Origin of the sequence: Bradyrhizobium sp. AZCC 1693, assembly GCF_036924745.1 — a bacterium.
GTDB lineage: Bacteria > Pseudomonadota > Alphaproteobacteria > Rhizobiales > Xanthobacteraceae > Bradyrhizobium.
Genome location: NZ_JAZHSD010000001.1, coordinates 2,438,850 through 2,451,841 on the forward strand (window position 1 = coordinate 2,438,850; position 12,992 = coordinate 2,451,841).

The 12,992-nt window shown below is 63.4% G+C and carries 10 protein-coding genes; 5 read left to right on the forward strand and 5 right to left on the reverse strand.

What is annotated here, in order from left to right; translation table 11 throughout:
* The first annotated feature begins 102 nt into the window (after positions 1 to 102).
* From V1293_RS11885 to V1293_RS11895, 3 genes are all read left to right on the forward strand, one after another.
* On the forward strand, positions 103 to 1,011 hold the full coding sequence (locus V1293_RS11885) for a hypothetical protein (protein ID WP_334509636.1): 909 nt from the start codon (positions 103 to 105) through the stop codon (positions 1,009 to 1,011).
* 88 nt (positions 1,012 to 1,099) lie between these two features.
* Complete coding sequence (locus V1293_RS11890; RefSeq protein ID WP_334509638.1) at positions 1,100 to 1,225, forward strand: hypothetical protein; 126 nt, start codon at positions 1,100 to 1,102, stop codon at positions 1,223 to 1,225.
* Between the two features lie 118 nt (positions 1,226 to 1,343).
* Positions 1,344 to 1,559, forward strand: coding sequence for a hypothetical protein (locus V1293_RS11895; protein WP_334509640.1), 216 nt, complete (start codon positions 1,344 to 1,346; stop codon positions 1,557 to 1,559).
* A gap of 63 nt (positions 1,560 to 1,622) precedes the next feature.
* Here V1293_RS11895 and V1293_RS11900 read toward each other — a convergent pair whose 3' ends face one another.
* Positions 1,623 to 2,627 carry an AraC family transcriptional regulator gene (locus tag V1293_RS11900; RefSeq protein WP_334509642.1) on the reverse strand — a complete coding sequence of 335 codons (1,005 nt, stop codon included), beginning with the start codon at positions 2,625 to 2,627 and terminating at the stop codon, positions 1,623 to 1,625.
* A 166-nt stretch (positions 2,628 to 2,793) separates the two neighbouring features.
* Here V1293_RS11900 and V1293_RS11905 point away from each other — a divergent pair, with 166 nt between their 5' ends.
* Positions 2,794 to 4,026, forward strand: coding sequence for an NAD(P)/FAD-dependent oxidoreductase (locus V1293_RS11905; protein WP_334509644.1), 1,233 nt, complete (start codon positions 2,794 to 2,796; stop codon positions 4,024 to 4,026).
* Positions 4,027 to 4,045: 19 nt separating this feature from the next.
* On the opposite strand, the gene V1293_RS11910 is transcribed toward V1293_RS11905, so the two are convergent.
* From V1293_RS11910 to V1293_RS11920, 3 genes are read right to left on the reverse strand one after another with little or no spacing between them, the layout of a single operon-like run.
* A complete protein-coding gene (locus V1293_RS11910) occupies positions 4,046 to 7,510 on the reverse strand; it encodes an error-prone DNA polymerase (RefSeq protein ID WP_334509646.1) in 3,465 nt (1,154 codons plus the stop codon).
* A complete protein-coding gene (locus tag V1293_RS11915; protein ID WP_334509648.1) occupies positions 7,507 to 9,099 on the reverse strand; it encodes a Y-family DNA polymerase in 1,593 nt (530 codons plus the stop codon). The genes V1293_RS11910 and V1293_RS11915 overlap by 4 nt, the downstream gene beginning before the upstream one ends.
* Positions 8,990 to 9,784 (reverse strand): ImuA family protein, encoded by a 795-nt coding sequence (locus tag V1293_RS11920; protein ID WP_334509650.1) that lies wholly within the window; start codon positions 9,782 to 9,784, stop codon positions 8,990 to 8,992. Before V1293_RS11920 ends, V1293_RS11915 begins: the two co-directional genes overlap by 110 nt.
* A 213-nt stretch (positions 9,785 to 9,997) precedes the next feature.
* Here V1293_RS11920 and V1293_RS11925 point away from each other — a divergent pair, with 213 nt between their 5' ends.
* Positions 9,998 to 11,431, forward strand: a complete 1,434-nt coding sequence (locus V1293_RS11925) for a UdgX family uracil-DNA binding protein (RefSeq protein WP_334516705.1) — start codon at positions 9,998 to 10,000, stop codon at positions 11,429 to 11,431.
* 348 nt (positions 11,432 to 11,779) lie between these two features.
* Here the strand turns inward: V1293_RS11925 and V1293_RS11930 are convergent, their stop codons facing one another.
* A complete protein-coding gene (locus V1293_RS11930) occupies positions 11,780 to 12,952 on the reverse strand; it encodes a M20 aminoacylase family protein (RefSeq protein ID WP_334509652.1) in 1,173 nt (390 codons plus the stop codon).
* Positions 12,953 to 12,992 lie beyond the last annotated feature (40 nt).

The following is a 12,992-nucleotide window of genomic DNA, read 5'->3' on the forward strand; positions in this document are numbered from 1 at the left end:
CGTCCCCACCCACTCCCGCTGACATACTCTTGTCGTGATTGGCCTTGGCGTATGACTGTATTATTACAGTTAAGTGTCAGTTCGATTACGGCGGAGCGACGAATGAGCTTGGAATGGCAGGCGCGGTCAGGTTCCCTGGCCTGGTCTAATCCCGTGTCCTGGTGGTGGGCCCTGCTGACGCTGGTGAGCGGCGTCAATATAGCCGTCTGGTTCGTGCTGTATCGCGAGCTTCCCCTCCAGCCGACTGGCGCGGCCGGCATCGGGGCCATGCTGCTGTTCTGTGCGGCCTATGTTTTCGGCTGCGCCTTCAGGTCGTTTCTGCCGCGCGCCGATGTTCAGCGGATCTGCCTGTTCGACACCTGGCTGTCGAGCGTCGTTGTCGGTCGGACGGTGGCGACCGTGGCCGAGATCTGTTTTGTCGCGCAATGGGCGATTCTCCTGCACCAGCTCGGCACGATGACCGGGGCGGAAACGACCGTGAATGCCGCGTGGGTGATCGTCCCGCTGATCCTGATCGCGGAATGCCTGTCATGGTATGCGGTGCTGACCAGGAATTATCTCGGTAACGCCATTGAAAATTCGCTATGGGCAGTTGCCTTCTTCATCGTCGGTGTCGGTCTTTGCCGCCTGCTGCCGGAATTCCATGGCGTGGTTCGCGTGGTGCTGGCCATAACCATCGCAGGCATTGCAGGCTTTCTGGCGTTTCTGATGACGATCGACGTCCCGATGTACCTGAACCGCTGGCGGACCGGCGATGCCGATGGCGACAAGCGCCTGACGCCCCGCGAGGGCCTGCGCGACGTCAGCACGCGCTGGGTGGTGACGCACGACCTTGCCGAATGGAAGGACGAGATTGCCTGGATGTCGCTTTATTTCAGCCTGGCGGTATGGTCCAGCCTCGCGCTGTGCGTCTTCTACTCGCTCGAAAATCATCTGCCGCAGTACCGTACCGAAGCTGCGATCGTGAGCGGAACGTCGACCACGGCGGCAGCGGCGGGCAGCCCCCGGTAGCACAACAGCCGCGCTGAAACTTTACGCCGCATTGCCGCGTTACACGCATGTATCGCAGGTGCGGCGTTTTTTGTTTCAAGGGCAGGCTTTGGACCGGTTTCAGATAGGCACCCATTTTCTGGCGCTGGCCGCGGCCTTCGCGCTGGTCGCGCTGGCAGGCTGCGGCTTCGTGCAGGCCAGCGAAAACCTGCGGGTGCATTCCCCTGCTCGCTGAAGCCTGGTGAAGCGAGCAATCTGTCGCAGCCGGTATTTGCGACTCCTGTGATCTGCGGACTTGCGGTGAGCCGAAATCAGGAATCATCTTGTCGGATCGGGATCGAAAGGAGAAGGTTATGCAGCCATCGACAGACGATCTGCTGATACGTCAAATCAGTGCCCTGGTATCAGCGACCGCTGACGCAGCGTCCACCAGCAGGGAACACGTTCCATTCATGGAAGCCAGGCTCTACGAAACCCTGGCTGCCTATTGCGCCGAAAAGCAGCGGCTCACAGCGGCATTTGCCGGAAGTGGAGCCGGAAAGACGCGCACGGAATTGGTCTACTGGTAGATCGGAACCAGCGGATCATTATGACAAGCCACAAGGCACTCAAAGGGAATACTTTTTAGATTCTCACGCCGTGCGAATGCGAGTTGGTCCGTTACCTCCGACCAGGTCCGATCGGGCAGACGATCGCCTGAACTGGCCTGGCGGAATACCGAACTCGCGCTTGAACGCCCGATTGAACGCCGCTTCCGAGTCGTAGCCTACCTCGGAGGCCACCTGGATTACTGCCTCCCGCGTGGTTTGCAGCCTCCTGGCGGCGAGTTGCAATCGCCAGCGCGCAAGGTAGGTCAGCGGCGGCTCGCCGAGAAACCGGGAGAACCTCTCGGCAAGGACCGAGCGCGAAACGCCGGTTTCGGCGGCAAGCAGCTCCACGGTCCAATGATGACAGGGTTTCCGATGCAGCAGCGCCAATGCGCCGCCGACGACCGGATCCCGCGCACCTGCAAGCCAGCCGGTCTGTTCCGGCGGCAACGCCTGCATATAGCGGCGAAGGGTTTCGATGAAGAGCGCCTCCGCCATCTTGGAAAGCAGGACCGCCTGTCCCGGCAGCGCGGATCCCGCCTGGGAGACAAGATGGCGAACCGAGCTCTCCAGCCATTCGCCGGCCGGGTCGCCCCGCAGGTTGATCTTGATCATCAGCGGCAGGCCGGCAAGGAAGAGCCGGTCGGCATGACGTTCGCAGCCGAAATAACCGCAGACGAACCTTGTCACCTCGCCTCCGCCGCCCAATCGCATCGTGGTGAGATGGCCGACCAGGAACTCGCCGAGCGAAGCGCCGCTGTCGAGGTAGGTCGATGGCGAGCCGTTCGAAACAGTATGGGCATCGCCGTGGGGGATGATCAGTATATCGCCCGCAGCGACGGCGATGTCGTCTTCGCCCGGGAAGTGCACGATCGCCTTGCCGTCCGTGACCAGGTGATAGCTGACCAGGCGCTCGGTTCCGGGAGCAAGGACATGGGCGACGTTTTGCAGGTGAGGCACCCGGAACCCCCAGGGGGCTGTGCACTCTGCGTGGTAGAAGATGGCGCCCGTCATATGCACCGACGCGAGAGCTTCCGATAGGGCATCCATTTGCCTGGCTCCCGAACGTGGACCCCATGGGCTGCAAAGAACCACGGAGTTTCGGCAAAGTTGGGGCTTCGGTTTCTCGCTAAACTCGACTGCATGATCTCGGCCGCCCGATCAGTCAGTCTGGCTGCCATGAACCGGCACGGAAAAACTTTGCAAGGAGATTTCGATGGGCAAGGAATTCGACGTGATCGTCGTGGGCGCGCGCTGCGCCGGTTCGCCGACCGCCATGTTGCTGGCGCGCAGGGGCTACCGGGTGCTGGCGGTCGACCGTGCGTCATTCCCGAGCGACACCGTGTCGACGCATCTTGTGCATCCTCCCGCCGTGAATGCGCTGGCGCGATGGGGGCTGCTCGACCGGCTGGTCGCGACCGGATGCCCGCCGATCCATACCTACTCCTTCGACTTCGGCGCATTCACCATTGCCGGCGCCCCCGGCACCGACAAGGATCCCGTTGCCTACTGCCCGCGGCGGACCATCCTCGACAAGCTGCTGGTCGACGCCGCGGCCGAATCCGGCACGGAGATTCGTCAGGGTTTTGTCGTCGAGGAAATCATGCTCGAGGGAGAGCGCGTGGTCGGCATCAAAGGTAGGTCGAAGCACGGCGGCACTGTTACGGAATATGCCGACGTGATCGTCGGCGCCGACGGCCGGCACTCCATGCTGAGCGAGGCGGTTCACCCCGAGCCCTACCGCGAGAAGCCGCCCTTGCTGGCGGGTTACTACAGCTACTGGCGAGGGCTGCCGACCGACGGCCGCTTTGAAACCTATGTCCGCGACAAGCGCGCATTTGCGGCAATGCCGACCCATGACGATCTGACGCTCGTCATTGCCGGATGGCCTTACGCGGAGTTTGCGGAAAACAAGAGGGATATCGAGGGCAATTACCTGAAAGCCATCGAACAGGCGCCGGACCTTGCCGGGCGGCTGCGTGGCGCAACACGCGAAGCACCGTTCGCCGGCGCGGCGGTGCCGAACTATTTCCGCAAGCCTTACGGCCCAGGCTGGGCTCTCGTGGGAGACGCAGGCTATAACAGGGATTTCATAACGGCACAGGGAATTCTCGATGCCTTCCGGGACGCCGAACTCTGCGCCACGGCAATCGACCAGTCATTGTCGGGCGTGCGGCCCTTCGAGGACGCCATGGGCGAGTACCAGCGCACCCGCGACGCGGCGGCCGGGGCGATGTACGACTTTACTTGCGAACTCGCAACGCTCGAGCCGCCGCCACCTGAGCTGCAACGAATCCTGGAGGCGGTTCACAGCAACCAGGCCGCCATGGACGGCTTTGCACGTCTAAATGCCGGGACGATATCGCCGACGGAATTTTTTGCACCTGACAATGTCGAAGCGATCTTTGCCGCGGCAGACGCGAGAACTCAAAGGGCGAACTCATCGTGACTGCCGCAGATAGATCGGCTCAGTGAAAATCACGTGACGGCGGCAGGATGCGGACGTTGCGCGGGTGGCGGATTTTTTGCGCGGGACTATCGGCGTGGTCGCGGCGGTCGTCGTTGAGCGGTTCGACCAGCGCGGGGCCAGCCGGGACCGGATGCCTGCGGCCCGGCGCGTCATTGGCGAGGCCGATCAGGTCGTGGGAGCGGTCGAACATCCGCTGCGCCACCAGATGCGTGACGTGTTCCGGGCTGCTCTGGATATAGCCTTCGACCAGGATGAGGCGCGCGCCCATCACCTCTTTCCGGTACTGCTCCATCACCTTGGGCCACACCACGATATTGGCGATGCCGGTTTCGTCCTCCAGCGTCATGAAGACGACGCCCTTGGCGCTGCCCGGACGCTGGCGCACCAGCACCACGCCGGCGCAACTGATACGGCGCCTGTCGTTCTTGTGGTTGACGTCCTTGCAGGCGACGACGCGCTCCTTCGTGAACCTCTCGCGCAAGAATTCCATCGGATGGCCCTTCAGCGACAACCGGACCGTCTGGTAATCGGCGACCACCTGCTCCGGCAGCGGCATCAGGGGCAGCGGCCTTGCGTTCTCGTCGGGCTGCTCGCGGGCGACCGCGGCCTGAAACAGCGGCAGCGGCACATCATCGGGCAGCCGCCGCACCGCCCACAGCGCGGCGCGGCGGTCGAGCCCGAGGGAGCGGAAGGCATCGGCGTCCGCCAAGAGGATCAGCGCGCGCTTCGGCAGTGCGGTGTCGCGGGCGAATTCTTCCAGCGAAGTGAAGGGACGGCGCGCGCGCGCGGCGACGATGCGGTCGGCCCAGTCTGTTTCCTGCACGTTGTCATTCCGGGGCGCTGCGATAGCAGCGAACCCGGAATCTCGAGGTTCCGGGTTCACGCTTCGCGTGCCCCGGAACGACGAGAAACCCCGGAAGGACATCTGAACTCTCTTCAACCGCTCCTCGTCCTCATCAACCCAACTAAACCCGTCGATCTGGCGAAAACCAAGCCGCACCGCGCAATACTTCCCACTCCCCTGCTCCAGCGTGTTCTGTGCAAAGCTGTAGGAGACGTCGATCTCGCGCACCTCGACGCCGTTGGTGCGGGCGTCGCCGACGATCTGCGCCGGCGCGTAAAAGCCCATCGGCTGCGAATTGAGCAGGCCGCAGCAGAAGGCGTCCGGGTGGTAATGCTTCAGCCATGAGGAGATATAGACGAGCTGGGCGAAGCTTGCGGCGTGGCTTTCCGGAAAACCGTAGGAGCCAAAGCCCTTGATCTGGTCAAAACAGCCTTTGGCGAATTCGGGATCGTAGCCGCGCGCGACCATGTTGCCGATCAGCTTGGTTTCGTACGTGCCGATGGTGCCGAGGTTGCGGAAGGTCGCCATCGACCGGCGCAGGCCGTTGGCCTCTTCGGAGGTGAACCTGGCGGCCTCGATCGCGATCCGCATTGCCTGCTCCTGGAACAAGGGCACGCCGAGGGTCTTGTGCAGCACGCGATACAATTCGTCCGCCGGGCCTTGGTCGGGCGACGGCGACGGATAGCTCACCTTTTCCTGGCCGTTCCGCCGCCGCAAATAGGGATGCACCATGTCCCCCTGGATCGGACCGGGGCGCACGATCGCCACTTCAATGACGAGGTCGTAGAAGGTGCGCGGTTTTAAGCGCGGCAGCATGTTCATCTGCGCGCGGCTCTCGACCTGGAACACGCCGAGCGATTCCCCGCGGCACAGCATGTCGTAGACCTTTTCGTCGTCCTGCTCGACGGTGGCGAGCTCCCAGCGCTCGCCCTTGTGATCGGCGATGAGATCAAAGCATTTGCGGATGCAGGTCAGCATGCCCAGCGCCAGCACGTCGACCTTCATCATATGAAGCGCGTCGACGTCGTCCTTGTCCCATTCGATGAAGGTGCGGTCGTCCATCGCGGCATTGCCGATCGGCACATAGGTGTCGAGCCGGTCCTGGGTCAGCACATAGCCACCGACATGCTGCGACAGATGGCGCGGGAATTCGATCAGTTCGGTGGCGAGTTCGACCGCGAGCTCGACCATCGCATTCTGTGGATCGAGCCCGGCCTGCCGGACCTGCATCTCATTGAGGCCCTTGCCCCAGCTTCCCCACACCGTGTCGGCGAGCGCCGCGGTGACATCCTCGGTCAGCCCCAGCGCCTTGCCGACGTCGCGGATCGCACTGCGCGGACGATAGTGGATGACGGTGGCAATGATCGCGGCGCGGTGGCGGCCGTAGCGGCGATAGACATATTGCATCACCTCCTCGCGCCGCGAATGTTCGAAATCGACGTCGATGTCGGGCGGCTCCAGCCGCTCCTTGGAGATGAAGCGCTCGAACAAAAGATCGACCTTGGTCGGGTCGACCGAGGTGATGCCGAGCACGTAGCAGACGGCGGAGTTGGCCGCCGAGCCCCGACCCTGGCACAGGATGTTCTGGCTGCGGGCGTAATGGACGATGTCGTGCACGGTCAGGAAATAATGCGCGTATTTGAGCTCGGCGATCAGCGCGAGTTCTTTCCGCAAGGTGGCGCGCAAGGTATCGCTGATCTCGCCGCCGAAATATTTGTCGACACCGGCCCAGGTCAGGTCTTCGAGATGCTCTTGCGCGGTCTTGCCCGGCGGCACCGGCTCGTCCGGATACTGGTATTTGAGCTGGTCGAGCGAAAATGAAATGCGATTGGCAAAGCGCATGGTCTCCGCGATGGCTTGGGGAATATCGCGAAACAGCCGCGCCATTTCATGAGACGGCTTGAGATAGCGTTCCGCATTGGCCTCCAGCCGCTTCCCGATCGCGTCGATCGTCGTCTTCTCGCGAATGCAGGTCAGCACATCCTGCAGCGGTCGGCGGGCGGGATGATGGTACAGCACCTCGTTGGTCGCCAGCAGCGGCACTTTAGCGGCCAGCGCCAGCCGATGCAGCCGCGCCAGCCGGCGCTTGTCGTCGCCGCGGTAGAGCAGGCTTGCGGCAAGCCAGACGCCATCGGTGCGGCTGGTCTTCAGTCGCTGCAGAATTTCTTGCGCATTCGCCGCGTCGAAACGATGCGGCAGCGTCAGCACCAGAAGCTGGCCTTCGGAAAATTCCAGCAGGTCATCGAACCTCAGATGGCATTCGCCCTTTTCGATCCGCGTGATGTCGTCGCCGCGCTTGCCGCGGGTAAGCAACTGGCACAGCCGGCCATAGGCGGCGCGGTCGCGCGGATAGACCAGGATGTCAGGGGTGCCGTCGATAAAGACGAGGCGCGCGCCGATCAGGAGCTTTGGCTTGTGCTTGACCTCAGGGTTTTCGAGTTCCTTGTACGCGCGCACCACGCCGGCCAGCGTGTTGTGGTCGGCGATGCCGATGGCGGGAATGCCGAGTTCGCTTGCCTGATGCACATAGGCGCGCGGATCCGAGCCGCCGCGCAGGAACGAGAAATTGGTGGTGATGCCGATCTCGGCATAACCGGAAATGTTGGCAAGGCCTTTCATGCGAACAGCCCGTGCACGAACCATCTGACCGGCGCGGGTTCGCCCTCCGCGTCGGCCAGCTCGCTTTCATAGAGCCCGTCGCGAAAGATCCAGAAGCGAAGCCCCGCTTCATCCTCGATGCGGAAATAATCTCGCGTCGGGCCATCGCCGCCTTGCTTCCACCATTCCATGGCGATGCGTTCGGGCCCCTCCACCCGCACCACCGCGTGCGTCACGCGCCGCCAGGTGAACTGATGCGGCGGGCCGTCGGGCACGGTCGCGAACGGCACCTTGATGGGCTCCGGCCTGTCGAACAGCCTCAACGGCCGCAGCGGCGGCTCGCTCTCGATACGCTCCGGCCATGCCGCCTGCGCGGCGGCCGCCAGATGATGCTGTGCGGCTACGGCCATCACCGCGCGCTCGGGGATGTGGGTATCCTGCGGCAGGTGCACGACGACGCGTTTTCCGCCGATGCGCGCGGCGATGCGGTCGATCAGCGCGGACAGTTCGTCATTGTCGTGGACATTGGCGTCGAGGTCGCGCTGCTGCTGCACCACGATTTCGGTGCGGCTGGCGGACAGCCTGATGAGATCGAAGCCGAAGCCGGGATCGAGGGGATCGTTCAGCGCATCGAGCCGCTCGCGAAACAGGCGGTCGATCACCTCTGGCTTCGTCACTGGACGGCCGGTATCGACCGAGATGGTGCGCACCGCGCCGTCGGTGCGAAAAAAACTTGCGTCCAGCCGCCGGGCGCCCTTGCCCTGTCTGTCCATCGCCGTGACCAGCATGGCGGCGAGCGCGGACAGGTTCATCGCGATCACGGTGTCGGTGGCGACCGGTTCGGGAAAGCGCTTTTCGACGATGTAATCCGGCAGCGGCTTTCGGGGACTGATCGGGGCATCGCCCTCGCCCAGCGCCTGCTCCAAGAGCGTGGTGAAACCCGAGCCGAACCGCGCCGTGATTTCGTGGCGTCCGCGCGAGGCGACGTCGCCGATGATCTTTAACCCCGCGCGGCGCAGGCCGACGGTGATGGCGTCACCGGCGCCGAGCGCGGACACCGGCAGCGGGCTGACGGCTTCCGCCTCCTCGCCATCGGCAACGATCTTTCCGGAAGTCTGGCGCGTCAGCGTGCGGGCGCAGATCGAGGTCGAGGCGATTGCGGCGCTGACCGCAAAGCCGCGACGGCTCAGCGCGCCGCTGACGGCCTGCAACAGCGCGCGCTCGCCGCCGAACAGGTGGGCGCAGCCGGTGATGTCGAGATAGAGCCCATGCGGCGGATCGAGCGCCACCAGCGGCGTGAAGCGGTCGCACCAGTCGGCGATGTATTCAAGCGTCTTGCGATCGGCGACTTCGTCGGCGTCGAACACCGTCAGTTCGGGGCAGATCGCGCGGGCATTGGCGAGCGGCAGGCCGATCGAGAGGCCGGCGTGTACAGCCAACTCATCAAGCGCATAAATCAGAATGGCGTTGTGCTGCTTGGCGACGACGACGCTGGGGGTTTTATCCAGCTCTTCGTTGTCGTTCCCTACCTTGCGCTTGATGCGGTCGATGGGCAGGCGTGGCAGCCACAGGCTGAGGATACGCCGACGGTTCTCTGAAGAGGCACTCATCACAATTCCATTCCATGATCCAGCGGCCGACCGGGCCATGACGGTTACGAACCAGTTGCGCGTCGAAGACGGGCGCGCCCCAGGCGGTCCACGGGGCTGACGGCGGCGAATGCGCCGCGCGCACGATCCATCTGGTCTCCGCGGTCGAGGGTCGCGGCTCCGCCGCCATCCGCAGCAGCAATGCGGTGACGCCGGAGGCTGCCGCGGCCAATGTAAGTTTGCGGCTGGCGACGAGATCGAGCTGACGCGCCTGCCCCCAGACTTCCAGCACGACGGCGCCGAGCGCATCGCAGGCCAGCGCGTCGGCGGCGGTCCGCAACGCGGCGTCGGTATCGGGCGCGCGCACGGTCACGAGCAGCCGCGGATCGAGACCCAGCTCGCAAAGCCCGCTCAGCGACAGTGCACCCGATTCAATTTCCGAAAAGTCCTGCCGCACCCAGACCAGCGGCCGGCGCGGCGATACCCTTCCCGCCAGCCCCGTGATGAATCCCGTGGCCGCCGCGCTCTGATGGCCCTCGGCGAACACTTCATGCACCGCGGCGAGCGCAAGACCGCCCTGCAGCACAGCATCCGCTACCGCATGGCCGAGCGCGATCTTGTTGAGATCATGCGCATCGCCATGCGTCTCGATCCGCTCGATGCGTCCGCGCAAATTCGCAAGCGTGCTTGTGCGTGCGGTGCTCATGCGCCGCTCCCTTAGAAATTTTGGCCTTACCGCTTTTTCCTAATGAACCCGCGGCCAGCCCATTTGTTCATGATATGTTCTAATATAAAGCTAACCGGCCCGGCAGAGTCAATCGAGATCGACACTTGGCCGATTCATTAGTGGAATCAAAGGGATTCAGCGATGGATGTGCAACGTAAGCTGGAAATCCTGGCGGATGCCAACCCCGCACGAATGCACCACATCACCCTCGACAGCGAAACCGATTTCGACGGCTGGCGTAAAGCCGCCCGCGCGCTGGCGCTGAACGATGTGAAACCCTCCGACGTGAGCTGGCGCGTCGCTGATGATGCGCCCGAACTGTTCGCGCCGACGGCGCCGCTGGAGCCGCCACACGGCACCTTCAACGTACCTGCCAAATTCGTTGAACTGGCAGGGGTCGCGATCCTGCACAGCAACCCCGAGCGGTTCGCCCTGCTCTATCGGCTGCTATGGCGGCTGCGAAGTCATCACGATCTGCTCGACATTGCGACTGATCCTGACGTGGCCGAGATCGCCGCGATGGCAAAGGCCGTGCACCGCGACGAGCACAAGATGCATGCCTTTGTCCGCTTCCGCGAAGTCGGCCGCGAGCAGAAGTCGCATTTCGTGGCCTGGTTCGAACCGGAGCATCACATCGTCAAACTGGCCGCCCCCTTCTTCGCGCGCCGTTTTGCCGATATGCCCTGGTCGATCCTGACGCCCGATGTCTGCGCGCATTGGGACGGCCATGCCGTCTCGATCACGCCGGGGGTCGCCAAAAGCGAAGCACCGACCGTGGATCGGCTGGAGGAAATCTGGCGCAGTTACTGCGCCAGCATTTTCAATCCCGCCCGGCTGAAAGTGCAGGCCATGCAGAAGGAGATGCCCCGGAAATACTGGAGGAACCTGCCGGAGGCCTCGTTGATTAAGTCCCTGATCGAAGGTGCGGAACGTTCAACCAGCGCGATGATCGAAAATGGCGTCACCGAACCGCACAAGGCGCAGAAACGGCCGGAGCCGCCCATGGTCCGTAAAAAAGGTCAGGACGACATCGAAACCCTGCGCGAGGAAGCCGCCGATTGCCGCGCCTGTCATCTCTACAAGCATGCGACCCAGACCGTGTTCGGCGAAGGCCGGCAAACGGCGCGGATCATGCTGGTCGGCGAGCAGCCCGGCGACAAGGAAGACCTCGCCGGCAAACCGTTCGTCGGACCCGCAGGGCAAATGCTCGATCGCGCGCTGGAAGAAGCCGGGATCGACCGCCGCACAGTCTACGTCACCAATGCGGTCAAGCATTTCAAGTTCGTGCCGCGCGGAAAAATCCGCCTGCACCAGAAGCCGAACACGCCGGAGATCAGGGCGTGTCGGCAGTGGTACGAACGTGAACTGGCCGCGATCAAGCCCGACCTGGTGGTGGCGATGGGCGCCACCGCAGCGCAGAGCGTGTTCGGAAAAATTACCCCGATCAACAAGAACCGCGGCCGCCCGATCGATCTCGATGACGGCACCAGGGCGCTGGTGACGGTGCACCCATCCTATCTGTTGCGATTGCCCGATGCCGACGCCAAGGCACGCGAATACCAGCGCTTCGTCCAGGATCTCAAAATCGCCGCCGGCGTGCTGCGAAAATCAGCACATGCGGCCTGAATTCCGCCAATCCGGCAGCCGCAATTTCTGGTGAAATACAACGGGAAAATTGACAATCCCATCTGCAACCATTAATTGATGGAAGACACAATCGCATTCTCAAGGGAATGTGGGACGTCTGGTCACGCCATGACGCTCCCATACGGTCGACGCGCTGCGCGGGTCCCCTTCAGCCCCGGCACCGTGCAGCGCGCGACCCACCTCTTCCGGCGCGAACCGAGCACAATGCCAACATCTCAAGTCGCGGCTGAGCGGCAAATAAAGAAGGCCCGTATTGGAGATACGGGCCTTCCTTGATGTGACCTCGCACTTCATGTGCGATCGAAGTTCATGAACGTGCGATGCGAGTTACGCCGCCGCCAGCTTGTTCTCGACCAGCTTGATCCAGTACGAGGTGCCGTACACGATCGCCTCGTCGTTGAAATCATAGGCGGGGTGATGGAGCCCTGCGCTGTCGCCGTTGCCGCAGAAGATGAAGGCGCCCGGCCGCGCTTCCAGCATGTAGGAAAAATCTTCCGCACCCATCAACGGCGGCATCTCATGGACGTTCTGGGCGCCGGCCACTTCCCTGGCCACCTCTGTGGCGAAGTCGGTCGGCTCGGCATGGTTTTTGGTGACGGGATAGCCGCGCTCGTAAACCAGATCGATTTTGGCGCCGGTCATCTTGGCCACGCCCTCACACACCTCGCGGACGCGCCGTTCGACCGTTTCGCGCACTTCCGGCGTCAGCGTCCGCACCGTGCCGCGGAGTTCGGCGGTCTGCGGGATCACGTTGCGGGCGTTGCCGGCGTGGAACTCGCAGATCGAGATCACCGCCGAGTCCAGCGGATCGAGGGTCCTTGAGACGATCGACTGCAGGGCGGTGATAAGCTCAGAGCCGACGAGCACGGAATCGATGCACTTGTTCGGGCGCGCGGCGTGACCGCCGAGCCCTTCGATCTTGATGTCGATCGAGTCGGTCGCAGCCATGACAGGACCGGACCGGATGGCAAAGGAGCCGACCGGAATCCCTGGGCCATTATGCATGCCGTAGACCTGCTCGATGCCGAACCGGTCCATCAGCCCGTCCTCGATCATGGCGGCGGCGCCCGCGCCGCCCTCCTCGGCCGGCTGGAAAATCACGACCGCGTCGCCGGCGAAATTCCGGGTCTCGGCGAGGTACCGCGCTGCACCCAAAAGCATCGCGGTGTGACCGTCATGGCCGCAGGCGTGCATCAGGCCCGGCGTCTTGGAAGCATGGGGAAGGTTGGTCGCTTCCTCGATCGGCAGCGCGTCCATGTCGGCGCGAAGCCCGATCACCTTGATCTCGCCATTGCCGGGCTGCTTGCCCTTGATGACGCCGACGACGCCGGTGCGGCCGAGGCCCGTCGTCACCTCGTCGCAGCCGAATTCGCGCAGGCGGTCTGCCACGAATGCTGCGGTGCGGTGGACCTCGTACAGCAATTCGGGATTTTCATGGATATCGCGGCGCCAGGCCTGAATATCGGGTTGCAGATCGGCGACGCGGTTGACGATGGGCATGGGAATTCTCTGGCCTCAAAGGTTGGAACGCTCGTGCTTC